This is a genomic window from Pseudomonas sp. NPDC098747 (genome assembly GCF_044760045.1).
Taxonomy (GTDB): Bacteria; Pseudomonadota; Gammaproteobacteria; order Pseudomonadales; family Pseudomonadaceae; genus Aquipseudomonas.
On sequence record NZ_JBIWAL010000047.1, the window covers coordinates 1 to 24304 of the forward strand.

Sequence of the window (24304 nt, forward strand, 5' to 3'; positions counted from 1 at the left end):
CAGCGTGTAATCTCTCTGACTGCGTCTTCCGCCCGTATCCATTGCGCCCTCCTGATAAAAAGCCAGAAGGTGTAAACCTTATTCAGGACGCGACAAAGACAAGAAAAAAGACGCCGAGCCAAAAAAAGCTGCAAAGAAAGCTGATAGCAAGCCAGAAAAGGCCAAGAAATCAGAGAAGTCTGAAAAGCCTGCAAAAAAGAAAAAGTGATATCTGCTATCTGCTAGGGCTTTGCGCCCTAGCTTTTTCAGGGCGGCCCTAAATCATCAGGCGAGCTCCTCATGCCTGCGCACATCACCCAAAGAATCCCGTTGCATCGACTGCAGGTTCTTCTCGATGGTTTCGCAGAGCGCTTCCATCTGGATCTGGTGTTCGCTGTGGCGAAACGGGCTTTGCAGGTCGGTACCGATGCGCTCGATGGCCAGTAGCATGAAACCCACCACGGTCGAAGCGAGCGGGGTGTACCAGCCCAGAGACTCCACCAGTCCCACTGGCACGATCAGGCAGAACAGCGAAATAAACAGCCGTGGGAAATACACATAAGGGTAGGGCAGTGGGGTGTTGGCGATCCGCTCCATTCCGCCCTGGCTGTTGGACAGATCGACCATCGTCGATTCCAGCCGCGCAAGGCGAATGCTGTCCAGGCGCCCGGCTTTGTATTCCCGAGCGAGCAAGGCAGCAGAACCGGTGAGGATGTCGTTGGCAAAGTTGTTGGTGGTGCCGCTGCGAGCGAATTCATCAGCAGGGATGAACGCACGTACCTCCTCCGGGCAAGGCTGGCCCTGCAAGTGCGCCGCGAGGCAATTCACATAGGCGACATGACGGCGTAGCAGGGTCGATTTGACCGGGTTCACCTCGCCGCCTGCGTCATCCAGCAGCGTCAGCACTTGCCGGGCGAAGCTGCGGGAATTGTTGATCATCATGCCCCACAGCGTTCGTGCCTCCCACCAACGGTTGTAGGCGCTGCTGTTGCGAAAACTGATCAACACCACCAATGCCGAACCGAGCAATGTCAGGGGCATCAGCGGCAGGTTGATCTTGGCATTGAGAAACAACATGAAGTCTACGGTGACGGCGATGTCCCAAAGCAACAGCCAGAACAGGGACCAGCCCACATAGCCCATGGTTTTGATGATCAGGCGGTATTTTTTGACGATGGCAGCTTTCAAACGGAAACCTCGAGGCGAGCAGTAAGCATTAACGCCTTAGCTCGGACGGTGTTTTCGGGGTAAAGGTTCGCTGACTGACCAAGACGACGTTGTGATCAACGTCACCATTCGTCCAATACTCGGCACTCGGCAGGCTGGATCGTTTCACAACTTCAAGCACGGACTTCCCGCGCGCCAGTTGGAGAGCCAGCATGGAAATCGATGAGAATGCGCCAGGCAACCTGTCTCAACAGGAGGTCACGCGCACCACGGACAATGAAACGGGGCATGACCCTCGGCGCGATCAGCCCGAGATTCCGCTGCCGAGCGATGATGAGGCGGCGGTCGATGAAGATATGAGCGACGTGGATGCGAATAACTCGGTGTCGAGCGAGCATCCGTAGGCGAGATGATCGAGCGTCGGAAACCCGGCTTTGCACCGGGTTTTTATTGCCTGCAATTCCCGCAAATCGTGGACTCAGATCGCAAATCTTCCTGATGAAATCTTCAGTGCAAAGCATAAAACGGCGCGGCACCCGAAGGTGCCGCGCACAAGTGCAATGAAGTGGCTCGCAGAGGCTTACGGCAGGGCGTAAGCCATCACGTAGTCACCACGATCGGTCGACTGACGAGCACCACCGGCGGTGATGACGATGAACTGCTTGCCGGTCTTCGGCGAAACGTAAGTCATCGGGCCGCCCTGGCTGCCGACTGGCAGGCGCGCCTTCCAGACTTCTTCACCGTTGCCGCTGTTGAATGCGCGCAGGTAGAAGTCTTGAGTACCGGCGATAAAGATCAGGCCACCTTGCGTCGACAGGGTGCCGCCGAGAGTCGGCAGACCCACCTTGATCGGCAGGTGCATGCGAATACCCAGCGGACCGGTGTCTTCAACAGTGCCGACCGGCACTTGCCAGGCGATTTTCTGCGTCTTCATATCGATGGCGGTCAGCGTGCCGAATGGCGGCGCCTGGCAAGGAATGCCGGCGACCGACAGGAAGCGGTTTTTGTTCACCGCGTAAGGCGTGCCTTTGAGTGGGACGGCGCCCATCCCGGTGTTCAGCGATTCGCCACCGGAAGCGGCCTGCGCCTTGTTTTGTGACGGGATCATCTGAATCCACAGACCCAGACGCATGTCGTTGACGAAGATAAAGCCATGCACCGGATCGGTTGAGATGCTGCCCCAGTTCATGCCGCCCAGCGAACCCGGGAAGCTCAGGGATTTGTCGGTGCCCGGCGCGGTGTACAAGCCGTCATAACGCATCGACTTGAAATCGATCCGGCACAACAGCTGATCGTACGGCGTTGCACCCCACATGTCCGATTCGGTCAAGTGCTGAGCGCCGATCTGCGGCATACCCACCGATTTTGGCTGGGTTGGCGAATATGGCTCGTTAGGGATGTTGGCCGCTTTGACTGGCACTTCCTCGACCTTGGTCAGCGGTTTGCCGGTGGCGCGATCGAGCACGTAGATCTGCCCCGCCTTGGTGCCGATGACCAGCGCCGGAACGGTTTTGCCGTCCTTGGTGAAGTCAATCAGGCTCGGCTGCATCGGCAGGTCGAAGTCCCAGAGATCGTTGTGAACGGTCTGGTAGACCCACTTTTCTTCACCACTGTTGGCGTCGAGCGCGAGGATCGAAGCACCGTAGGTGTGATCCAGTTTGCTGCGTTCAACGCCGTAGATGTCGGTGGACGAACTGCCCATCGGCAGGAACACGGTGTTGGTCGCCGCGTCGTAAGACATCGGCGCCCAGCTGTTCGGCGTGCTGCGCACATAGGTGCTGCCGTCGGCTGGCGCGTTGCGATCCAGCGGGTTACCCGGGTCGAACGCCCAGCGCATGGCGCCGGTGATCACATCGAAACCACGGATCACGCCGCCCGGCATGTCGGTTTGCACGTTGTCGGCCACTCGACCGCCAACTACTACGGTGGTGCCGGCCATCAGCGGTGCGGAGGACAATTGATAGTAGCTGTCCGGGACATTCCCAAGACCTGCCTTGAGATCAACCTGGCCGTTGTTGCCAAAACCTTGGCAGAACTCGCCGGTGTCGGCATCTACAGCGATCAGGCGGGCGTCGATGGTGTTGGTCAGCAAACGGCGCTGGCAGTTGGCAGCAGGGGCGGCCGCAACTGCTTGAGCAACCGGCGAGTTTTCAGGCTTGGCGACTGCCGCTGTGGCGTCGAAGTAAGCCATGCCACGGCAACGCTGCCAGACTTTCGACTGTGCGTTGATCGAGTTTTTCCAGATTTCCTTGCCGGTGTCGGCATCCAGAGCGATCAGGTTGTTGTGCGGGGTGCAGATGAACACTTTGTTGCCGACTTGCAGGGGGGTGAGCTGGTCTTCGGCACCGTTGCCATCGCTCTCGGCGACGTCACCGGTGTGGTAGGTCCACGCGACCTGCAATTTGTCGACGTTGTTGCGATTGATCTGATCGAGCGCGGCGAAGCGGCTGCCACCTTCGGTATTACCGTAGTGCGCCCAGTCTTTCTGCGCTTTCTCTGGTTCAACAGGTGTGAGGCCCGGGCCAGTGCCGGTTGCCGCGACCGTAGGGTGGGCGACGAACATGTTGCCGGCAGCAACGGCCAGTGCCACCGCCAATACAGCGGCAACACCATAAGCGCCACGGCCAGGCACGCCGCCGTTTGCACGTTTCAGCAGGGGATAAACCAACGTGACGGCCAGGCCGACCGCGCCGAACATGAACAGGCGCGAGAACAACGGCCAGAATACCAGACCCGCGTCGCTGACTGCCCAGACAGCCGTTGCGAGCAGGAACGCTGCGAACAACCAGGCGCCTGCCGGCTTGTAGCGCGCGATCAGCAAACCGGCAATGGCCATCACCAGACCGCCGACCAGGAAGTACCACGAACCACCGAGGCCGACCAACTTCACGCCCCCGGCCGCCAGCGCCAGACCGAGCAGGGCGATGATTACACCCAGCCCGATCAGAATGAATTTTGATACGCCAGAGACGCGTTGACTTTGCTTCACGTTGAGAGCCCCGTTGAAATGAAGCGCGCAGTATATAGTTAGGTAACTATCTAGTTAAATCACAAATTCACCTTCAAGCGTAGTTCGCCTCTGTACTAGGTGCTTTTTGGGAAATATAGAGCTCGCCCCGAATTTGATCCGTTTGGCCAAATGCTGACGACAGGCGCAAAAACTGCTGGGTAACACCGCCCGTCGCAGGGGGATCATGAAAATTGCAATTATTCCTTTAGGCACCGTTTCAGATCATTGTGGACTCCGTATCGCTGGTGCCGATCCAAGCGCAGATGTGCAGGGAAGGCGCACTTTTGATAAAAATGGCCGCTTCCCGCGAGTGCGTGCGCTGTTCCAACCTTGAAAAAACCAGGAGGAGTAATGTCACAACCTGTTTCGTCTGCAAAGCCGACCCAAGCGTCAAACCGGCGCTGGATGGGGGTGGCGTTCTGGCTGGTACTGGCAGGCGTTGCGGTGCTGTTGCTGGTCAGTGGCTACGGTGCCTTGGCGAATGCCAACCGCGCTAACTTGCAACTCGCCGTTTTGGGAGGACTTTCCGGATTTGGTGCAACCGCGCTGGGCGCCGTGGCGGCCATTGCGCTGCGCGACATCGCCGCCCGCACGCAGGACATCATGCTCGGCTTCGCCGCCGGCATGATGCTCGCCGCCAGCTCGTTTTCATTGATTCTTCCCGGTATCGAAGCCGCTCGTGAGCTTAGCGGCAACCCGTTGCTGGCTGCCGGCATCGTCGTGCTCGGGCTGGGCCTGGGTGTCGCCCTGATGATCGGGCTCGACCGATTCGTCCCCCACGAACATGCCGAGAGCGGTCGACGCGGCCCTGAAGTCGAGCGTATCAATCGGGTCTGGTTGTTCGTCCTGGCGATTACCTTGCACAACCTGCCGGAAGGCATGGCCATCGGCGTCAGTTTCGCCAATGGCGATATGCAAGTCGGTTTGCCCCTGACGACAGCTATTGCAATCCAGGACATTCCCGAAGGTCTGGCGGTGGCTCTGGCCTTACGGGTGACCGGAATTTCAGCGCTGCGCGCCGCAATGATCGCCATCGCATCCGGCTTGATGGAGCCACTGGGCGCAGTCGTCGGCCTGGGTATTTCCAGCAGCTTTGCCCTCGGTTATCCGATTGCACTGGGGCTTGCCGCCGGCGCGATGATTTTTGTCGTGTCCCACGAGGTCATTCCGGAAACGCACCGCAACGGCCACGAAACCCCGGCGACGCTTGGGCTGATGCTCGGGTTCGGCGTGATGATGTTTCTCGACACGGCGCTGGGTTAGTCGTTCGTCGACCGGTTTGAACTCACTATGGGGGCCGCGTACCCAGACGACATCGAAGCTTTGACCCGGTCAGCGCTCGCCGAGGTTATCGACGTCTGCCGGATTTAGAACTAACCCATCAGGAAGAGCGCAATCGCAGGATCTGCGCACCATCAAAAGGGTCAGTCAGGTAATGGGCGTGGACCCCAAACGTATCGAGCAGGCGCTGCGGGCTCAGCACTTCGAGTGGTTTGCCAAGGGCGACGAGTCGGCCCTTTTCCAGCACGGCCAAGCGATCGCAGGTCAGTGCCTGATTGAGGTCGTGCAGGGCAATCACTGTCGTGACAGGCAACGCTTGAACCACATTCAAAATGGCCAGTTGATGCTGGATATCCAGGTGATTGGTGGGTTCATCCAGCAGCAGAATTTGCGGACGTTGGGCGAGGGCGCGAGCGATGTGCGCGCGTTGCCGCTCGCCGCCGGAAAGGCTGCGCCAAGAGCGAGTACGCAGATGCGCCGCATCAACATCACGCAATGCTTGATCAACGATGCAGTCGTCCCCGGTCGACCATGGACTGAGGGCTGACAGCCATGGCGTTCGACCCAGCGCCACGGCATCAAACACGCTGATCGCGTCGAGGGTGTCCGCCTGTTGCTCGACCACGGCCAGCGTTTGCGCAATGGTTCGGCGCGACAGCGTCTTCAGGCGTTGGCCGTGGAGATGAATATCGCCGCGACTCGGCGCGCGTACGCCGGACAGCAGTTTGAGCAGCGTGGATTTGCCAGAGCCGTTGGGCCCAACGAGGCCCAGGGTCTCGCCGCGACGGATGTCCAGATCAATCTCGTGCAGCAACCGTGCATCACGGATATCAAAGCCGAGGCCAGAACAACTCAGCACAGATTCGCCGACGACAGGCGCGATGGCATTCATCGGGCATTCCTCCGGCCGATCAGGATCAGCGCGAACACCGGCGCACCGACCAACGCGGTGATCACACCGACCGGAATCACCTGGCCTTTGATCAGCGTCCGCGACAGCACATCAGCACCAATCAGAAACACCGCGCCGCCCAATGCACTCGCTGGCAGCAGACGCGTATGGCGGGTGCCGAGCAAAAGCCTGACGGCGTGGGGAATGACCAATCCAACGAAACCGATAGAACCGACAATCGAGACCATCACAGCCGTCACCAATGCGGCGCAACTGATCAACAGCAACTGCACGCGACGCACCGGAATCCCGAGCGAAGCTGCCGAGTCGACGCCGAAGGTAAAAGCATCCAGCGCACGACGATGCCACAGGCACACAACGAGGCCGATGAGCGCAACCGGCACCGCCAGCCATACCGATGGCCAGCGTACGCCACTGAGATTGCCGAGCATCCAGAACATAATGCCGCGTGCTTGTTCGGAGCTGGCCGACTTGGTAATCAGAAACGCCGTGAGCGCATTGAACAGCTGCGAGCCGGCGATGCCCGCCAGGATGATTTGCCCGGTGTTGCCGGGTGAACCGCTGGCACGGCCAAGCAAAACCACCACGGCGAAAGCCACAACGGCGCCGCCAAACGCACCGACGGACATGGAAATCGCCCCCGCGCCGAAGCCCAGCAACGCAACCATCACCGCGCCCGTCGATGCACCAGCGGAAATGCCCAGCAAATACGGATCGGCCAACGGGTTGCGCAACAGCGATTGCAGAATCACCCCGCAAGTCGCCAGGCCAGCGCCGCAAGCAGCAGCCACCAGCGCGCGCGTCAGGCGATAGTTCCAGACGATGCCCTCATCGATGGGATCGAGTACATACCCGGCCGCCCACAATTTGTTGGCCAGCACCTGGAACACCACGATGGGATCAATGGTTGTCTCACCAATGGCCACACCAGCAATCACCGCTAAAAGCAGAAACGCCAGTGCAAGCACGGTGCGTATCAACGTCGTGGTCATTTGGACAGGTCGTAACCGTTGATAGCGGTGGCCAGCGCTGCGATGCCGTCGAACGTCCTCATGCTCGCCTGCATGGCCATGGCGTCGAGAATGATGATGCGGTTGTTTTTCACGGCGTCCATGTTGCGGGTCACGGGATCGCTGCGCAGGAATTCCAGCTTCTTCAGATAGTCGTCAGCCGGGAAGCGCCGGCGATCCATGCGCGCGATGATCAGGAATGTCGGGTTGGCTTTGGCGATGGTTTCCCATCCGACGGTTGGCCATTCTTCATCCGACTCCACCACGTTGCGCACGCCCAGCGTGTCGAGCATGAAGTCTGGAACACCCTTGTGCCCGGCGACGTACGGGTCGATATCCAGACTGGCACTGGAAAACCAGACCAGTGCGCTGGTGTCTTTCAGGTTCTTGTTGTGCGCCATCGCAATTGACTTGGCGAGGCTGGCCTTGAGGTCTGCGTTCAGCTGTTGAGCACGCGGCTGAACATCAAAAATCTCACCGAACTGGGTGATGCTTTTATAGATGCTGTCGATGCGAAACGGCGCAAGACGGGTGCCGTCGGCGCCGACCAGATTGTCCTTGGCCTCGCAGTCAGAGGGCATCAAATAGGTCGGAATCTTCAGTTCGTGAAACTGCTCGCGGGTGCCGACGGCGCCTTGTGGCCCGACCATCCATTCCAGTTCGACAGCCACTAGCTGCGGGCGTTTGGCGATCACCGACTCGAAACTCGGTTCGTTATCGGCCAAGCGTTCGATCTTGTCGTTTTGCGCCTTGTACTGAGGCAGCACGTCGTTGAACCACACCGAAGTCCCGACCAATTTGTCACCCAGCCCGAGCGCGAAAAGCATCTCCGTGCCGGCCTGGCCGATCGACACCGCACGGGCAGGGGCCTGCGCGAAGGTCAGCGTGCTGCCGCAGTTTTCAATTGTCAGGGGATACTGCGTCGGTGCTGCATGGGCGAGGGCGCCAAGACCCAGGCCAGCGACGAGGGCGACAAAACGAGGCAACAGCATGATGCAATCTCCATTTGAACCGTACACGGAGCCAGGGTGTAGGGTCTGGAAACACATCTCGAACGCTGCCGGATAAGCAGTGCAAGGTCGATCACCGAAGTGACGCGCACAAAGATGTCCTTCCCGGACACCCCGCCGGTTAGTGATTGTTGCTTGGCCGGCAGGTCTCCTGACTGATGCGTCATCGCCTGCTCCAGCCTTCCCGGGAGCAATCCCAGTGGCAGTTCAGAAGCAGGCTCAGCATCTACAGTTGCGGGGGCAGTTCCGTTTGATGCGTTGGGCGCATCACGGATTCCCTATTAATCCCAATTGGAAACCGGCGGGCGGCATGGTAGCCGATCGTGGCGGTTGAGGCGAACGGGCGTGCTTGTTTCAAGCATGGGGCGGCGTCAGTCGAAGGGGCGGTGGCGAATGTGCCTTTTCCTCCCTCCTATTGAGTTGCTGCAACGATTCACCACTGCTTGTATCCTTGTTCAAGAAGAGGATGCATGGCTCCAGCTATTGCCCTGACCCAATAGACGCTGGAACGGAAAACCGGACTTTCCTTAAGGTAGTAACGTGAAGCGTGATTCCCACCTGGTTGTGCTTTTGCTGCTGGTCATCGGTTGCTCCCTGGCGTCACTGACTGTCTGGAAAGTATTGGCCTCGCGAGATCGAGCACTGGAGGAGGTGGATGTCCATGGCTTGAACCTGACCCAGGCGCTTTCTACCTACTCCGAAGGGACCGTCCGCCAAAGCTCGCTGCTGTTACTCGGGCTTGTCGAACGCCTGGAAACCGAAGGCAGTGGGCCGGCACAGATTCAGCGACTGAGTGCATTGATCAACCGCCAGGAACCGTTGATGCCACAGCTCAGTGGTATCACCATCTACGATAATCAGGGACGCTGGCTGATGTCCTCCAATCGACCGATTCCGGCCGGGGCAAACAGCAGCGATCGGGCCTATTTCATACATCATCGCGATGATCCCTCCCGTGAAACCTTTATCGGTCCGCCCATCCAGAGCCGCACCAACCAAGAGTGGGTGATCACCGTCAGCCGCCGCTTCAATGATGCTGGCGGTGAGTTTGCCGGGGTGGTGGCGGTCACCTTGGGCGTCGAAAACTTTCTTCGGTTGTTCGGAAAAATCGACGTGGGGCAGGAGGGCGCCATCGGCTTGTCCTACACCGATGGGACGTTGCTGGTTCGCTATCCATTCCGCGAGCAGGACATGGGCCGCAACTTTTCCAAATCACCCATCTATGCCAAGTATCTGGTCGATCGATCAGTCGGCACTGCGTCGTTTACATCCAGCCTGGATGGCGTGGAGCGGCTCTACGCCTTCCGCAAGAGTGACCGGTTGCCACTGATAACGACTGTGGCACTCGGCAAGCGCGAGGCCCTTGCTGCATGGCGAACGGAGGCATTGTTGTCGGCGGTGGTGGTGACTGGGCTGCTGGGTCTCACGGGCCTCATCGGCTGGTTCCTGATTCTGGATATCCGTCGGCGCACCAGGGCAGAAGATCAGTTGCGAGGAACTCAGCAGCAGTTGCTCTCAACCAATCGGCAACTTGAGTTGCTGGCGATGAAAGACGCCCTGACCGGTCTGGCCAATCGACGCTGTTTTGATAAGAGCCTCGCCATGGAAGCACGGCGCGCACGACGTAACGGTACGACGTTGGCATTGCTGATGATCGATATCGACCACTTCAAGCTGTTCAACGACTCACTCGGTCATGTAGCCGGAGACGCCTGTCTGCAAACCGTTGGCAAAATTCTGGAGGAGTGTGTGCGGCGGCCTTCGGACTTGGTGGCACGGTATGGAGGTGAAGAGATGGGCGTCATCATGCCAGACACCGACAGCGACGGAGCCGCCGTAGTGGCGCAACTGATCATCGACCGTTTGCAGCAAGTAAACATCCCCCACAACGCCAGCCCGCTGGGCCGCGTCAGTGTCAGCATCGGGATTGCTACCGCCACGGCTTTGGAACTGGATCACCTGCAAGGGTTGATCGAGGTGGCCGATCAGGCGCTGTACAACGCCAAGGCAAAGGGTCGAAATCAGTATGTGAGGGGTGGGTCGTAATATGCATTCAAGGCCGATCAAAGACTCCAGATAATCGCCCGGGATCCTTGGTAAACGCTGGTCACCGTCACGTTAAGCCACCGTTGAATTGATCACTGATCAGCTCAGCCAGTATCCGCACCGGTTCGGTAAAGCTTCGGCGAGAACGATGTACGAGCCCGATATCGCGGTGAAAGGTATGTGGGCCGAGATCGATTGCTCGAACGCCTGCCGGCCATTGCGGAGTGGGTGTTGTCTGCGGTACCAACGCAACCCCAACGCCGTTTTCGACCAGTTTGATGATGGCCTCCAGTTCATCCAGTTCGCAGACTTCGTGCAGGGTGAAATGCATTTGTCGCAGAAAGCGGTCGACTTGCCGGCCGCCGAAGGATGATCGGTCATAGCGAATGAATGGCTGGCTGCAAAGCAGCTCCGACCAGTCCTCTCCCTCGACTTCGCGTGGCACGATCAGACGGTAGGGCTCAAGCGCCAGCGTCGTCCAGCGCAGGTCACTCTGGAGCGAGAAGGGCGGGCGAATGATGGCGGCCATGTCGATCTCGCCCGCGTCGACCAGGTTCACCAATTCCATCGACAGACCCGGGATGACACGCGTGCGGCACTGTGGACATTGCTGGTGAAACTCGGCGAGCGCGTCTGGCAAACAGGAGCGCTGCACGGACGCAATTGCGCCAATGTTGACCAGCACGCTTGCCGGTTGTCCCGCCGTCGTGGAGCCCAGATTCTCGTAAAGCCTGAGCAACTCCTGCGCTTGCAGAAGTATCTGGTGGCCCATCTTGTTGAGATGGGCTGTGCGGCCTTTCCTGTCGAAAATTTCGAAACCTAGCTCAGCTTCCAGGCGTTGCATCTGCGCGCTTACGGCGGCCTGCGTGAGGCCGATCTTGTTGCCGGCAGCGGCGAATGTGCCTTCGCGTGCCACAGCGATGAGCGTCTTGAGTTCTTTGATCATTAACAAATATTAATTGTGTTTCTAAGAAATATATATTGATTTTTATGTTTTGTTTTCCGTCCTAGGATGTTTCCCATCCCCGGCAACGGCTGAACCCAGAGAGCCAATGACGGTGGGAATGTTCGCCAACCAACAAAAAATATTACTGGAGTTCTGATGAGCCTCTCGCCATTCCACCTCGCAATCCCTGTTTACAACCTGGCTTCAGCGCGCACCTTTTACGGTGAGGTCTTTGGTCTTGAAGAAGGGCGGTCCAGCACCCAGTGGGTTGATTTCGATTTCTATGGTCACCAACTGGTGATTCACGAGCATCCAAAAACCGCTTCTCAGGAAAGCGTCCATAGCAACCCGGTCGACGGTCACGACGTTCCGGTTCCTCACTTCGGCATCATTTTGGGCTGGGAGCAATGGGAAGCCTTGGCCGAGCGCCTGAAGTCGTTTGGTACCGAGTTCGTGATCGAACCTTACATTCGCTTTAAGGGGCAGGTTGGCGAGCAAGCCACCATGTTCCTGTTTGATCCGTGCGGTAACGCACTTGAATTCAAGGCTTTCAAGGATATGAGCCAGCTTTTCGCCAAGTGACAACACTGATGGCACAACAGCGTTGTGCCATTTGATCTCAAGTGAGCTGGAAGCTCATGACTCTAGCAACTGCCAATAGAGGCAGACCTTTCATTCCAACAAGAAGGCTAGACATGAAACGTATTCCCTTGGTGTGGCAAATCGTTGCCGGGCTATTGCTTGGCGTGCTTGTCGGTTGGTATTTCAATACTCACCCGCAGTATCAAACATGGGTTAGCACGGAGATCCTTAAACCGCTCGGTGACATCTTTATCAAGATGATGAAGATGGTCGTTGTTCCGATCGTCTTTTGTTGCATGATTTTGGGTATTGCAGGCGGTGGCGATAACAAGTCATTTGGCCGTATGGGTATAAAGTCGCTGGGGTATTTTTTTGCGATTACCGCTTTGGCCATTGTGATGGGCTTGTGTTTCGCAAACATCTTCGAGCCGGGCACAGGTACCGATATTTCCGGTATTACGCACGGTACAGCAGCGATCACCATGGAGCCGTCAAAAGGGGCGTTGGTCATTTTGCAGAACATCGTGCCGGACAACGTACTGGTCGCGATGTCGGAAGCAAAGCTGCTGTCAGTGTTGTTTTTCGCCGTTTTGTTCGGGCTGGCATTGAATGCGCTGCCCAGAGAAAAAAGTGCGCCTGCCATCGCGGTTGTCCAGAGTATTTCGGATGCGATGTTCAAGGTTGTTTCCATCGTCATGGCCTACGCGCCGATTGGTGTTTTCGGCATGATCGGTGCCACGGTCGCGACCTTTGGTTTTGCCTCGCTGTTGCCCTTGCTCAAGTTGATCGGGGTGGTCTATCTGGCGCTGATTGTCTTCGCATTGGTGGTACTCGGCGGTATCTGTTACTTGATTGGCGAAAACATTTTCAAGTTGATCCGCTACTTCCGCAATGAGTTGATTCTGGCGTTTTCAAGTGCCGCATCAGCCGCCGTCATGCCGCAATTGATGACCAAGCTGGAGAGTTACGGTGTACCGCGTCGGATCGTCAGTTTCGTGGTGCCGGTGGGTTATGCGTTCAATCTGGATGGTGCATCGATTTTCCTCGGGGTGGCGACAATCTTCGTGGCGCAGCTCTATGGCATCGACCTGTCGCTGTCTCAGCAGATAATGCTGGTGGTGACGATGGTGTTGACTTCGAAGGGGGCAGCCGGTGTGCCGGGATTTGCCATCATCATTTTGTCCGCGACATTGGCGTCTGCCGGACTGCCATTGGAGGGCGTGGCGTTGATCGCGGGCATTTTCAGAATTATCGACAGCGGCACCACCACGCTGAACGTATTGGGTAATGCCATCGCACCGTTGGTGATTGCCAAGTGGGAGAGGGTTGCCCTGGAGCCTTCAGGGGCTCGCCCGGCAGTAACGGATAGCCGTTCGCGATTGGCGCATGAGGCAAACGGCCGCATTTGAAACGGCACTGATCACGAGTAAGCGCCTGCTGGCATAGGGGCGCTTTTTTTTTACTGATTTACTAGACGACCGGTCTAATGTCTGGAGATTTTATGACTGATAACGCTTTTGACACCGACCTTTTTTCGCCAATGCATATGGGCGCACTGCACTTGGCTAATCGAATTGTCATGGCGCCCGTGACACGCAGTCGTATGGCTGACGACGGTGTACCGAATGAAATGCACGCGACTTATTACGCTCAGCGCGCCAGTGCAGGTTTGATCATCGCCGAAGCGACGAACATTTCTGCTCAGGGTCGTGGCTATGCCATGACGCCGGGAATCTGGTCGCAAGAGCAGGTCGCCGGTTGGAAAAAAGTCACCGACGCCGTGCACGCGGCCGGCGGCAAAATCGTCAGCCAGTTGTGGCACGTGGGGCGTTTTTCCAGTGTCGAGTTACAGCCCAATGGCGCTGCACCAGTGGCGCCGTCGGCAATCAAGGCTGAAGGCAGCACTTACACCGAAAAAGGTTTTGTCGAGGTATCGATGCCTCGCGCACTGGAGACCTCGGAGATTCCAGGAATCATCGAGCAATACAAGCTGGCCGCAGTGAATGCCAAGCGGGCCGGTTTTGATGGTGTGGAAGTCCATTCCGCCAACAGCTATCTGCTCGATCAATTCCTGCGCGACTCGACCAATCAGCGCACTGACCGCTACGGCGGCTCAATCGAGAACCGCGCTCGACTGACGCTGGAAGTCACCGAGGCCGTTGTTTCTATTTGGGGCAGCGATCGTGTCGGTATCCGACTTTCGCCGGTAACACCTGATGCCGGTAATACGCCTCCCGACAGCAACGTCATGGCGACTTACGGTTATCTGATTCAGCAGCTCAATCAGTTCAATCTGGCCTACCTGCATTTCGTTGAAGGCGCTACTGCCACTTCTCGCACCGTACCCGAAGGCGTGGATCTGGACGCGCTGAGTGCGCAGTTTGAAGGGCCATTCATTGGCAATAACAACTACGACCTGGAGATGGCGCTTGAGCGCCGGGCACAAGGTCGGATTGACGCGGTGGCGTTTGGTCGTCTGTTCATCTCCAACCCCGACCTCGTGGAGCGCCTGCGTCGCGGTATCGAGCTGACCATTGCTCCACGCGAGAGTTACTACGGGGGAGGCGCCAAAGGCTACATCGATTGGCCAACCGCTAACGCCTGAATAGCAACTTCCTGCACCAGGCACGGTGCAGCAGCATTCACAGCAAAGAGGCACTGAACATGAATTATCTGCAAAACAAAGTCGCCATTGTCACGGGCGCATCTTCTGGCATTGGCGCGGCAACAACCCGTGCTCTTGTCGCACAAGGCGCGCGCGTCGTTGCCGCCGCACTCGATGAGAAGGGTTTGGAAATCTTCGTCACCGAATTGCGCGAAGCCGGCAATGATGTGGTTGCTTTCACCACGGACGTGACCCAACCAGATCAAACTCAGGCACTTGCCAGGTTTGCCCAGGAAACCTACGGCTGTGTGGACATTCTGGTGAACAACGCCGGGCTGATGCTTTTTTCCAACTGGGTCGATCTGGCCGTGCAGGATTGGGAAAAGATGATCGACGTGAACATCAAAGGCTATCTCAACTCAATCGCCGCAGTGCTGCCGTTGATGCTGGCGCAGAAGTCCGGCCAGATCCTCAATATGGATTCGGTTGCGGGCCATCAGGTCGGGCCGGCGGCGGGCGTGTACAGCGCCACCAAATTCTTCGTCCAGGCCATGACCGAATCGATGCGCAAGGAACTGGGCGTACAGCACGGTATCCGCGTCAACACGGTCAGCCCCGGGGTTATCAATACCGGTTGGGCAGACAAGGTCAGCGATCCAGAAGGGCGCAAGGCCGCTCAGGCGCTGAACCGGATCGCCATCGCGCCCGACGATATCGCCCGGGCCGTCATTTACGCACTCAACCAGCCGGAAAACGTCACGGTCAACGACTTGATCATCTCGCCCACTCGGCAGGATTGGTGACGCCTGCGCCGAACCTTACCCCCAGCGCTTCAGATCAGAACGCTGGACCGTTCCATCACAGAAAGGAAAACGTCATGTCTACAAATATCAAAGCTGTCTCGACCGCTGAGTACAACGCGGTCATCGCCACTACCAGTCAGTACGTCGAAGGTCTACGGGTCGGCAGCGCTGATAGCGTTGCCCAGGCCTTTCATAAAGACGCCGTGATGTACGGCTTCACCCATGGCGAACTGCTCGGCGGCCCGATCAAGAACCTGTTCGATTTCGTGAACAAGAACGGCGCTGCGCCGGACATCACCACTCGACTCGACGTATTGGCCATTACCCCGACGACTGCCGTGGTGCGAGTCGATATGGAAAACGATGCGATTGGCGCTGATTACAACGACTACCTGACCCTGCTCAAAATTGACGGTGCCTGGGAAGTTATCGCCAAGGTTTATCACCAATTCGACGTGTAAACACCGACCGGTCCCGGCTCGCTTGATGCCGGGATCGGCCAATTATCAATTTCAAGGGTTTATACGATGCCGATGGTTGAATTTTCCGCTGTCATGGACAGCGAAGCACAACGCGTCTGGAGCGTAGTGAAGAAGTTTGGTGAGATTCACAAATGGCATCCCTCGATTGTGCAAAGCAACATTGAAGGGAGCGGGCCTGACGGGTTAGTGGGTTGCGTTCGCAAACTCACGCTGTCGGATGGCGCAGTTGTGACGGAGCGTTTGTTGTCGGTCGATGACATTGCGTTAACGCTGTCCTATTGTTTCGAGCAGGCGCCATTGCCTCTGGAAAACTATATGGCCACAGTACATTTGGTTGCTTTGACGGGGCAAAACAAAACCCTCATCACTTGGTCTGCAAGTTTCGACCTGCAAGAGCCAAATACCGCTGAGCAGTATCAAGCGTTGATTCGAAGCCTGATCGTCGATGGCCACAACGGTCTGCAGTCATTTCTTGTTCAGTAATGCTTGAAGCAAGGGCCCCGCAGGGCCCCGACAACTCAACAATCACGCATTTACGCGGAGAAGCGTTTAAGTCAGAACTCCAGTGAAGTGCCATCTTCAGGAATATCTACACGACTCTCGATACCCTGCTTTTTGACATAGGTGCGCAACTCTTCGCGCGTCAGGGACATGTGATTGATTGCGTCCATGTGCACGGCGACGATCTTCGCGTCTTTCGCAGCCTTTGAAGCACGCAGAACGTCCTCCTCACCCATGATGATTGCACCCTCGTAGCCGGTCATTTTGGCTTTGCCAGCGTTGAGCACGATGACCTCGGGGTGATATTTCTCGATGGTCTGGTCGACTTCTTTACGCCAGATAGTGTCCCCGGCGAGGTAAAGGGTCTTGTAGCCTGGCGCTTGAAAAACCACGCCCATGGCTTCACCCAAAGGTTTCGCGAGGGCTGGCACGGCATACATTTCGTCGGTGCCATGCTGACCACCGGTCTTGGTGATTTTGACGCCGCCGAATTCAGCCTCATCAGTCAATACGCGCACATTCTTGAAACCTTGGGAACGAATCAACTGCGCGTCTTCTTCATGCTGAGCAAACAAAGGGATGTCTTTAGGCAGCGCTTTTTGTGCGGCATCGTCCCAGTGGTCCAGATGCGTATGCGTGACGATGACAGCGTCTACACCGGCGATGACTTCAGCGGGCGATTCGGTGAGATCTACCAGAGGATTGCGCAGGTTGCTGCGGTAGGTATTTTCAAACCCAGGATAGGCACCTTTTTTGGCCAGCATTGGGTCGATCAGGAAGGTCGTGCCGCCGTAGGTGATTTTCACCGTTGCGTTACGCACTTGCTGCAAATCCACTTTATGGGCTGCATCCGGCGCCTTGGGTACGTTTGAGCCGGCAAATGCCGGTGTGGCGGCTGCTGCGCAAGCGATGCTGAGGGCAAGGGGAAGGGTTCTGAAATTCATCACGTTAATCCTGTTGATACATCGAGAACACCATTCTTGCCGAACGACTTGAAGCCTGACAGTGGCCTGAATGACATATTTCGATATAATCGGGCCATTCGATCAACGTACCCGAAAGATCGGGGAGGAGGTCGATATCAGCATGGACTCTTCAACAATAATTGCATGCGGTTGCCCATCCTTCCCGCTTGGGAGGGATATAAACCAATCAGAACCGATCCGAGGCTGCCTGATGCAATCCATACGTGTTGCTGTTCTCGCTTTTAACGGCGTAAGCCTGTTCCATCTTTCTGTGCCGGGAATGGTATTGGGCACAGCTCAGTCCGCACCGGGTGAACCTCAGTACGAGATCAGTTACTGCGCAGAGACGCCGGGAATGGTGAGTAGCGACCAAGGCATTGGCCTGGAGGTCACTCATGGCCTGGAACTGATGGAGGCATCCGATGTAATTGTGATTCCGGCGTGGGGCGATCAATCGGTCGCTGCGACAGCACAGCTTGTAAAAGCCTTACAGCGGGCTAATGCCCAGGAAAAACTCATCGTCGGGTTATGTCTGGGAGCATTCGTGCTCGGCGATGCCGGGCTACTTGATGGCAAAGAAGCAACCACGCACTGGGCTGCCCGAGACGAGTTTGCACGACGTTTCCCCGCGGTTCGTTTCAGGCCCGAGGTGCTCTATGTCAGTGCCGGCAATATCATGACCTCGGCGGGAACCGTGGCAGCCATCGATTGTTGCCTTCACCTGGTCCGCGAGCGCCTCGGTGCTGATATCGCGAATCGCACCGCGAAGATGCTGGTAACGCCTCCACACAGGCAGGGCGGCCAGGCTCAATACGTAGAACATCCTGTCCCACAACTCTCCAGCGAAACTCATTTGTCCGATGTATTGGTGTGGGCACGAAAGAATTTGGCCAGTGATCTGTCGCTCGACGTCCTGGCGGAGATGGCAAAAATGAGCAGGCGCACATTTACTCGGCGATTCAGGGAAGCGACCGGCAGTACCGTCTCAAAATGGTTGAACGCTGAGCGCGTTGTCAGAGCGCAAGAACTTCTGGAAACCACTGAGCTGCCTATCGAATGCGTTGCCGGTGAGGCAGGTTTTGGAACACCCTTATCGTTGCGCAAACAATTTGCCGCTCACCTCGGCACGTCGCCTTCTGAGTATCGGCGTACGTTTTCCGCGAGATGAATCCGCGCCGTAACCAATAAGGTAAATTTCCAGGGTGTGCTATTTCGCAACAGGCGAGGGTGATAGCCCGGCGATCAGCGCTCAGACGCGAGTAATCATTGTTCGTCGGGATAACGCTTTGGGACTGTTACTACGAAAGTAGTGCCGTTTTCCGGGTTCGAGATGACCTCGATAACACCGCTGTGCGATGTAACGATCTCTGAAGCAATAAACAATCCCAAACCCAAGCCTTCACTAGGGCCGTGGTCGATAATCGAGTGCTGAGAAAATCGTCCCATCGGGTTGAAAATGAAGGGCAGCACATCATCCGGAATGGGCTCGCCACTGTTATGAACCGAGAACATCACATTGTCGTCAGAAGCATCCAGAGTCACTGTAACAGGCTGCTGGTTATCGCCATGCTGCACGGCATTGCTGACTAAATTGGAGACAACCTGCTCCATCCGCGCACCATCGAATTCGCCATTGCAGGTTGTTTTTGTCTGGAAGAGGATCTTCGCATCAGGGTAAAACGCCCGGAGTTCGTCAACGATGCGCTCGCACAAAGGCAACAAATCCAGGCTCTCTCTTTTAACAGGAATTCCTGGGCCCATTTGGCATCGCGTTAAATCCAGGAGGTCACTGACAATCTGGCTGGCACGTTTAACGCTGGTGTAAATCTGCGACGAAATTTTGGTCGCCTTTGTGCCGATGTTCTCTGAGCGTCTCAGTACGTCAGCGCCGAGCAATATAGCGCCCAATGGCGTTCTCAAATCATGGCCGAGGATGCCAAGAAATATGTTCCGTGACGCCTCAACTGCTCGTGAATAGCTTGCAATAGACTCTGCGAGGGCTTGGTCGATTGCTTCATGAAACCTTGTCATGTCATCCACTGCGAGTGACGTGCCTGCCTTGATCTGTTTTGACCACTGGCTGAGTACACTTGCTCTGAGAGCGCGATATTCGGACGCCATCTGATCTATCGTGAAGCCTGCCATGAGCCGCGTGACGGCGTGGGTTTCAGCGGGCGTTTCTGAGCCGTCTGAAGGGGCATTGCCATGCGCCTTCGCCAGATGCTCTTCGGCAGATTGTTTAGTGCGCAGATCGAGCACGATGGCATGGAGCATCTGTTCGGCATGATCACGTAGAGCTTCCGAATCCAGCGGTGCGCCGGGGGTTTCAATCGTTCGCGCGAAATCCTCCCAGTCCTGCAGAATGGGCTCAAGGTTGGTGGTGATAAAGTCTGACAGTCGCATGTGCATATTCCGGAAGGGTTACGAGGCGGGCAGTAAATGGTGATCAATCGGAAGCGTTACGACGAACTCACTGCCTTGCCCTACGCCCGCGCTGTGCCCAGTGATCTTGCCACCATGGGCTTCAACCAGTTCACGTACAACGGTCAGACCAATACCTAAACCTGCCCCGCAAAAACCTATGGCTCTGGCATCTCTCACATAAGGATCGAATACAAAAGGAAGGGTTTTTGGGTCAATTCCTATGCCGTTGTCGCAGACACGGATGGTCAGGGCGTCAGCCCCAAGAATAACGAATAACTCTATGTCGCCGTCATTCGGCGTGTATTTGACCGCGTTACTGAGAAGGTTGTGCATGACCTGCGTGAGGCGCACCGGGTCGCCTTTCATCATCACCATTTCACTCGGAAAGGTGGTGCGCAGATTCAGGTTTTTCGCCACCATCATGGAGCGGCATGCCTCAACGGCGGCATCAATTATCTGGGTGATGTCCAAGTCGACGCGATTGATGCGCAGCTTGCCGCTGCTTACCCGAGAGACGTCCAGCAGGTCATCAACAATGCGCGATAAATGCTGAACCTGGCCTTCAATCAAGGCTCGCATACGCGGCAGTTCTTCGCTGGGCATATTGACCATGCGTTCTGCGATCATGCTGATTGGCGTCAACGGATTTCGCAGTTCATGAGCCACTTTTGCCAGAACGCTTTTTTGTTCTGCCAAGGCCTGCTCAGCCCTGGATTGCAATTCCTGGGCGTCAAACGCGGCCAAAACCAGTTGCTCATTCGCTTCGAGAGTTTCCTGGCATTGATCAGGAAACGCGAGAGTCTGCGCAGCGTTTGACTCTTGTTCGCCCAATAGAGCTAAAACCAGCTGTTGATTAGCCTCGATCAGATCCTCTGCTTGCCTGCCATCACTGAGTTCAGACCTGACTACCGTCAAATCATGCTCTAGAGAAACGAGGAGGGCGCGAGCTTGGGCGATTTTTTTACCCAATAGTAAGAGTTCGCGAGCGGCATTTGCCGTTTCACGGTTTTTCTCGCTATCGTTTTCGTTCATTTGCCGCGCTCAATCATCTGCATCTCCAAGGCATGTGCAATCAGGAGGCGTTTGTTTGGGTCTACCACCCAACAAACCTTCCTGGCCGTGAACCATTTCGCCAACCTGCAAACCGTTTTCGTCAATACGATAAAGGCGCAATTCATCAGAGTGGCTGCTGGCACGAACCTTGACCACACCCATAATTCGCAGAAGACGGCTGCGCACTTCTATGTAGCGTTGCACGATGATTGCGTCAGTCAGAAACGCAGTACCGTAAGGGCTGAATCTGAGATCGGTGTACCGGTCTTCGAGCTCAGACGTCATCAACACAGTAACACCGATACCGGTCAGTGCCGTGACGAGGCGCGACAACGACTCTCGGAAGTCTTCGCGAAACGTCGGTGCGACCGCCATCTCAAAGCCCGAGAGCGAATCAATGACCACTCTGCTGGCGCCGAGCCGTCTTATTTCAGTGAGCAGTAGCTGAACGATCTCATCTATAGACAAGTCTGGCGCGTGGCTTTCTACCAGCCCGACCTTGCCGTCAAGAATCAATGCAGCGAGGTTTGCGTTACGCAAGCGATTCGGGCGCTGCTCGAAGACAGCGATTACGCCCGTTTCACCATTGCGGGCGCCTTCAGCCAGGAAGGAGGATGCCAAAACGCTTTTTCCTGAACCTGACGGGCCTGCTACCAATAACGAGTAGCCTTTTGGCAGGCCGCCACCCAGCATTTGATCAAGGCCGGGCACGCCCATTTTCAGGCGTTCGGATACCACCTCATTTGCTGGGGCTACGCTTTCGAGCGCGCTGACGCTTGCAGGTGGGAAGACCTGCACCCCGGAATTCGCAATACGAAAAGTATGCAGCCCCGGCAGCGTAGGCTGACCACGCATTTTCATGATTTCCATTTTGCGCACCATGGAGTTGCGCTGAACGCTCTGGCGCAGCCAAATCAGGCCGTCCGCCACAGTGAAAATCGGGTTCGTGTCAGTTTCGGTGAAGTACTCACCAATCAAAAATGTCGTGGCTTGCCAGGTGGTCATCAACATCCCCAGTTGTTGTACAAACTGGGGCAGGTTGTTATTGGGGTTGACCTCGGTCTGGCTCGCCAGCACTACCGAGCGGAAGGAGTCGACAAACACGAGGGCCGGCTCATGTTTTTCTACCTCGATCACGATACGGCGCAGTACTTCGTCCAGATCACCTGCAAGGGTGTCGTCCGCAAGGTTGATGTATCGGACAGACGTGTTGATTGCTTCGCTATCGAAGAAGTCGAACTGTTGCTGATAACGCAGCATCTTCAGGGGAGGCTCGCCCAGCACCGTGAAAAATAGTGCCGGACGCTCCGGCGTCGCGAGCGCAAACATCATTTGATGGGCCAGCGTGGTTTTGCCGCAACCGGGCGGGCCTGCAATCAGATTGAATGAGAACTCAGGCAACCCTCCGCCCAGCACCTCGTCCAGCCCGGGGACACCGGTTGCCAAACGGTTGATTGTGACTTTGGTACTCATGGCGAAGTTTCCTGCGAAGGTTGGGTGCTCAAATGGGTATCCCACACGTCCAGCAGCAGACGCCGAGAGAGTGAGGAGCCGATCAGCTTGACCAGCAACTCGTAGAGCGCTTTGAACAATTCTTCGCCAAAAAATATGACGTCGTTTTGATCTTGCTGGATGAATATGGATTTGAGCTGGGTCAGATCTAACGGATCTGCCAAAGCCTGGTACGTACCCGCAAGGCGTGGATTTAGAGACAGGCTCAAGTGCAGACTACGGCGATAGAGCGCAGCTACCCCTTTAGGGCCGATAATCGGGACAAGAGAGGCATTTGTGTCTAGAAGCATCGTCACAATCACATCGGCGACTTGACCGATGTCCTCGACGCGATCTACCCGGAGCGCCAGGGACGCGACGATCCGGCGACCCTCTTCGCTTTCCGTAGACATGGTTCGTATATTTCCGATGAGTGTCCGTGAATTTCACACGAACCCGTGGGGGTAGGCGGTTTTCGGAAGTGTATATCACACAACAACATAGACATTTTTCGTCTACGAGTAGTTAAGAAAATGTGCACCCTTGTCCGTCACGTCATTGTGCGCCCGATTCCACAGAATCTAGGCATGGAACTTCGTGATCGATAAAAAAATCGTGTAGAAATAATTATTTCTGACCGTTTTTGACCGCTCGTCAGGCGTGTCAAACGAAAGCTATAACCTGCATCACTAAGTGAGAAGGTCTTGAGATTTAAAAAACATGTCGTTAACGGTGCTGGTTGTAGAAGACGATGAAATATTACGATCAATCGTCGTAGAGGCAGTCTTGCTGCTGGGTTTTCGAGTTTTAGATTGCGCGTCTGCTGATGAAGCACTGGTTATTTTAGTGAATTCATCTGCAGTAGCCCTTGTAATAACTGATGTGTGCATGCCAGGAAGCATGGACGGGCTAGAGTTGGCAAAAGTGATTTGGACACGCTGGCCATCGTTGCCAGTGATAATCACCTCAGGCAACAGGATCATGCCGGATGGCCTCCTTCCCGCACACGCGATGTTCCTGCGCAAACCCTGGACGCTGGATGTATTGCATTGTGCTATCCGAGTGTATTTGCACGCGTAAAGCGTCGCGACTACTGCGTCCGTACCCCCGGCACATCCATGTTTATTTTGCGCCAAGCGGCTTCGGAGAAGCTGTAAACCGAAAAAGCGATCAATCCCAAAGCCATCACCATCAGAATCAAACCTCCAATTGGCAGATTTTGCAGCGCATCAAGGGCTTCCTTCATGCCTGGGGGATCGGTGGCCTTATAAAGCGATCCGCTGATCGCCATCAACAGCGCAATCTCAATAAACACTACACCTCGGGCTATAAGCCCAAACCGAGACACCGGGCGTATATAACGCATGACGTCTTCGTCAGCCTCAAAGTACTTCTCGAACGACGCCTTCCATCCTTTGATGATGTGAGCAATACCTACACCCAAAGGGATGAGCGCCACAAAGTAGATCAACAAGTTCGAGTACTCAAAGGACAAAAGGTGTGCCAGCAAATCCTTTGTCTCCTCACCTTCAGAACTGCCCGAGCTTCTGATGCCGCTAACCAGCAGACCCAATGCGAAAAATGCTAGAGCGCCATTGACCAAACCTCCCGCCAACAAACCTGCACGAATCACTAATCCCTTGAGCTTGGTACCGTGATGATCGACGTCGCGAATCGCTTGCAACACTCGCCATCCGGCGAAGGCGAGGAGACCTGCTACCACCAGCCCAACTAAAACGTACCCGAATGGCTGGCTTAACAACGCCTCGAGGCTTTTGTGTCCGTCTTTGGGTTTTGTCGAATCCTGAGCCGCCAGGAGGGCGAAGATACCTATGATCAGATACAGAACACCTCGAGCGGCATATCCGCCCCGCGCAAGTACGACAAGGGTGTGATGGGTGGACATTGGAATACTTCCGAGGAGTTATATACGAGCAGACCTTGCGCTAGAGCAGGGGTTCGATAAAGCTCGTTATCTTCAGTACGGGATAGACCTTGAGGAGCCGCCGCGACGGGACATCAAGCGGATTCGCTTG

At 56.1% G+C, this 24304-nt stretch carries 25 protein-coding genes and 1 riboswitch; of the genes, 13 read left to right on the top strand and 12 right to left on the bottom strand.

All coding sequences use genetic code 11. From position 1 onward, the window contains the following. The coding region (locus tag ACIQVE_RS22740) for a hypothetical protein (protein ID WP_402812467.1) at window positions 1–260 on the top strand (260 nt) is incomplete at its 5' end. Window positions 261–264: 4 nt separating this feature from the next. Here ACIQVE_RS22740 and ACIQVE_RS22745 read toward each other — a convergent pair. Next, on the bottom strand, window positions 265–1167 hold the full coding sequence (locus ACIQVE_RS22745) for a bestrophin family protein (RefSeq protein ID WP_402812470.1): 903 nt from the start codon (window positions 1165–1167) through the stop codon (window positions 265–267). Window positions 1168–1358: 191 nt separating this feature from the next. Between ACIQVE_RS22745 and ACIQVE_RS22750 the strand changes: the two genes are divergently transcribed. Then, window positions 1359–1550, top strand: coding sequence for a hypothetical protein (locus tag ACIQVE_RS22750; RefSeq protein ID WP_402812473.1), 192 nt, complete (start codon window positions 1359–1361; stop codon window positions 1548–1550). 176 nt (window positions 1551–1726) lie between these two features. Here ACIQVE_RS22750 and ACIQVE_RS22755 read toward each other — a convergent pair whose 3' ends face one another. Beyond that, window positions 1727–4135, bottom strand: coding sequence for a glucose/quinate/shikimate family membrane-bound PQQ-dependent dehydrogenase (locus tag ACIQVE_RS22755; protein ID WP_402812475.1), 2409 nt, complete (start codon window positions 4133–4135; stop codon window positions 1727–1729). A gap of 205 nt (window positions 4136–4340) precedes the next feature. Here ACIQVE_RS22755 and ACIQVE_RS22760 point away from each other — a divergent pair, with 205 nt between their 5' ends. Both ACIQVE_RS22760 and ACIQVE_RS22765 read left to right on the top strand, forming a co-directional pair. Next, entirely contained in the window at window positions 4341–4490 is a 150-nt protein-coding gene (locus ACIQVE_RS22760) for a hypothetical protein (RefSeq protein ID WP_402812478.1), read from the top strand. A gap of 17 nt (window positions 4491–4507) precedes the next feature. Beyond that, window positions 4508–5419 carry a ZIP family metal transporter gene (locus ACIQVE_RS22765; protein ID WP_402812481.1) on the top strand — a complete coding sequence of 304 codons (912 nt, stop codon included), beginning with the start codon at window positions 4508–4510 and terminating at the stop codon, window positions 5417–5419. 118 nt (window positions 5420–5537) lie between these two features. Here ACIQVE_RS22765 and ACIQVE_RS22770 read toward each other — a convergent pair whose 3' ends face one another. From ACIQVE_RS22770 to ACIQVE_RS22780, 3 genes are read right to left on the bottom strand one after another with little or no spacing between them, the layout of a single operon-like run. Then, the gene (locus ACIQVE_RS22770; protein ID WP_402812484.1) at window positions 5538–6329 is read right to left on the bottom strand and encodes an ABC transporter ATP-binding protein; all 792 of its coding nucleotides are present in this window, start codon (window positions 6327–6329) and stop codon (window positions 5538–5540) included. Continuing rightward, window positions 6326–7342: a FecCD family ABC transporter permease gene (locus tag ACIQVE_RS22775; RefSeq protein ID WP_402812487.1), complete on the bottom strand. Its 1017-nt coding sequence runs from the start codon at window positions 7340–7342 to the stop codon at window positions 6326–6328. Before ACIQVE_RS22775 ends, ACIQVE_RS22770 begins: the two co-directional genes overlap by 4 nt. Then, complete coding sequence (locus ACIQVE_RS22780) at window positions 7339–8352, bottom strand: ABC transporter substrate-binding protein (protein WP_402812490.1); 1014 nt, start codon at window positions 8350–8352, stop codon at window positions 7339–7341. Before ACIQVE_RS22780 ends, ACIQVE_RS22775 begins: the two co-directional genes overlap by 4 nt. A gap of 141 nt (window positions 8353–8493) precedes the next feature. Further along, window positions 8494–8688, bottom strand: a riboswitch (cobalamin riboswitch). Window positions 8689–8910: 222 nt separating this feature from the next. On the opposite strand from ACIQVE_RS22780, the gene ACIQVE_RS22785 reads away from it, so the two are divergent. Further along, window positions 8911–10416: a diguanylate cyclase domain-containing protein gene (locus ACIQVE_RS22785; RefSeq protein ID WP_402812493.1), complete on the top strand. Its 1506-nt coding sequence runs from the start codon at window positions 8911–8913 to the stop codon at window positions 10414–10416. A gap of 67 nt (window positions 10417–10483) precedes the next feature. Here the strand turns inward: ACIQVE_RS22785 and ACIQVE_RS22790 are convergent, their stop codons facing one another. Continuing rightward, complete coding sequence (locus ACIQVE_RS22790; protein ID WP_402812496.1) at window positions 10484–11362, bottom strand: LysR substrate-binding domain-containing protein; 879 nt, start codon at window positions 11360–11362, stop codon at window positions 10484–10486. Window positions 11363–11518: 156 nt separating this feature from the next. On the opposite strand from ACIQVE_RS22790, the gene ACIQVE_RS22795 reads away from it, so the two are divergent. The 6 genes from ACIQVE_RS22795 (at window position 11519) to ACIQVE_RS22820 (ending at window position 16317) form a co-directional block, all read left to right on the top strand. After that, on the top strand, window positions 11519–11944 hold the full coding sequence (locus ACIQVE_RS22795) for a VOC family protein (RefSeq protein ID WP_402812499.1): 426 nt from the start codon (window positions 11519–11521) through the stop codon (window positions 11942–11944). A gap of 113 nt (window positions 11945–12057) precedes the next feature. After that, window positions 12058–13353, top strand: coding sequence for a cation:dicarboxylate symporter family transporter (locus tag ACIQVE_RS22800; protein ID WP_402812501.1), 1296 nt, complete (start codon window positions 12058–12060; stop codon window positions 13351–13353). A gap of 92 nt (window positions 13354–13445) precedes the next feature. Beyond that, complete coding sequence (locus ACIQVE_RS22805) at window positions 13446–14549, top strand: alkene reductase (RefSeq protein ID WP_402812503.1); 1104 nt, start codon at window positions 13446–13448, stop codon at window positions 14547–14549. A gap of 59 nt (window positions 14550–14608) precedes the next feature. Continuing rightward, complete coding sequence (locus ACIQVE_RS22810) at window positions 14609–15352, top strand: SDR family oxidoreductase (RefSeq protein WP_402812506.1); 744 nt, start codon at window positions 14609–14611, stop codon at window positions 15350–15352. 74 nt (window positions 15353–15426) lie between these two features. After that, on the top strand, window positions 15427–15813 hold the full coding sequence (locus tag ACIQVE_RS22815; RefSeq protein WP_402812508.1) for a nuclear transport factor 2 family protein: 387 nt from the start codon (window positions 15427–15429) through the stop codon (window positions 15811–15813). A 66-nt stretch (window positions 15814–15879) separates the two neighbouring features. Continuing rightward, a complete protein-coding gene (locus ACIQVE_RS22820) occupies window positions 15880–16317 on the top strand; it encodes an SRPBCC family protein (protein WP_402812511.1) in 438 nt (145 codons plus the stop codon). Between the two features lie 71 nt (window positions 16318–16388). Here ACIQVE_RS22820 and ACIQVE_RS22825 read toward each other — a convergent pair whose 3' ends face one another. After that, a complete protein-coding gene (locus ACIQVE_RS22825) occupies window positions 16389–17279 on the bottom strand; it encodes an MBL fold metallo-hydrolase (RefSeq protein ID WP_402812514.1) in 891 nt (296 codons plus the stop codon). Between the two features lie 232 nt (window positions 17280–17511). Between ACIQVE_RS22825 and ACIQVE_RS22830 the strand changes: the two genes are divergently transcribed. After that, complete coding sequence (locus ACIQVE_RS22830; protein ID WP_402812516.1) at window positions 17512–18468, top strand: GlxA family transcriptional regulator; 957 nt, start codon at window positions 17512–17514, stop codon at window positions 18466–18468. A gap of 95 nt (window positions 18469–18563) precedes the next feature. Here the strand turns inward: ACIQVE_RS22830 and ACIQVE_RS22835 are convergent, their stop codons facing one another. Genes ACIQVE_RS22835 through ACIQVE_RS22850 form a run of 4 tightly spaced genes read right to left on the bottom strand, consistent with a single transcriptional unit; the run spans window position 18564 to window position 22681 of the window. Then, window positions 18564–19703: an ATP-binding protein gene (locus tag ACIQVE_RS22835; protein ID WP_402812519.1), complete on the bottom strand. Its 1140-nt coding sequence runs from the start codon at window positions 19701–19703 to the stop codon at window positions 18564–18566. Between the two features lie 18 nt (window positions 19704–19721). Then, complete coding sequence (locus tag ACIQVE_RS22840; protein ID WP_402812521.1) at window positions 19722–20756, bottom strand: sensor histidine kinase; 1035 nt, start codon at window positions 20754–20756, stop codon at window positions 19722–19724. 9 nt (window positions 20757–20765) lie between these two features. Next, window positions 20766–22250: an RAD55 family ATPase gene (locus tag ACIQVE_RS22845; RefSeq protein ID WP_402812524.1), complete on the bottom strand. Its 1485-nt coding sequence runs from the start codon at window positions 22248–22250 to the stop codon at window positions 20766–20768. Further along, on the bottom strand, window positions 22247–22681 hold the full coding sequence (locus tag ACIQVE_RS22850) for a hypothetical protein (protein WP_402812526.1): 435 nt from the start codon (window positions 22679–22681) through the stop codon (window positions 22247–22249). Before ACIQVE_RS22850 ends, ACIQVE_RS22845 begins: the two co-directional genes overlap by 4 nt. A gap of 307 nt (window positions 22682–22988) precedes the next feature. Between ACIQVE_RS22850 and ACIQVE_RS22855 the strand changes: the two genes are divergently transcribed. Next, window positions 22989–23348 (top strand): response regulator, encoded by a 360-nt coding sequence (locus ACIQVE_RS22855; protein ID WP_402812529.1) that lies wholly within the window; start codon window positions 22989–22991, stop codon window positions 23346–23348. A 10-nt stretch (window positions 23349–23358) separates the two neighbouring features. Here the strand turns inward: ACIQVE_RS22855 and ACIQVE_RS22860 are convergent, their stop codons facing one another. Then, window positions 23359–24174 (bottom strand): DUF1206 domain-containing protein, encoded by an 816-nt coding sequence (locus ACIQVE_RS22860; protein ID WP_402812532.1) that lies wholly within the window; start codon window positions 24172–24174, stop codon window positions 23359–23361. Between the last annotated feature and the right edge of the window lie 130 nt (window positions 24175–24304).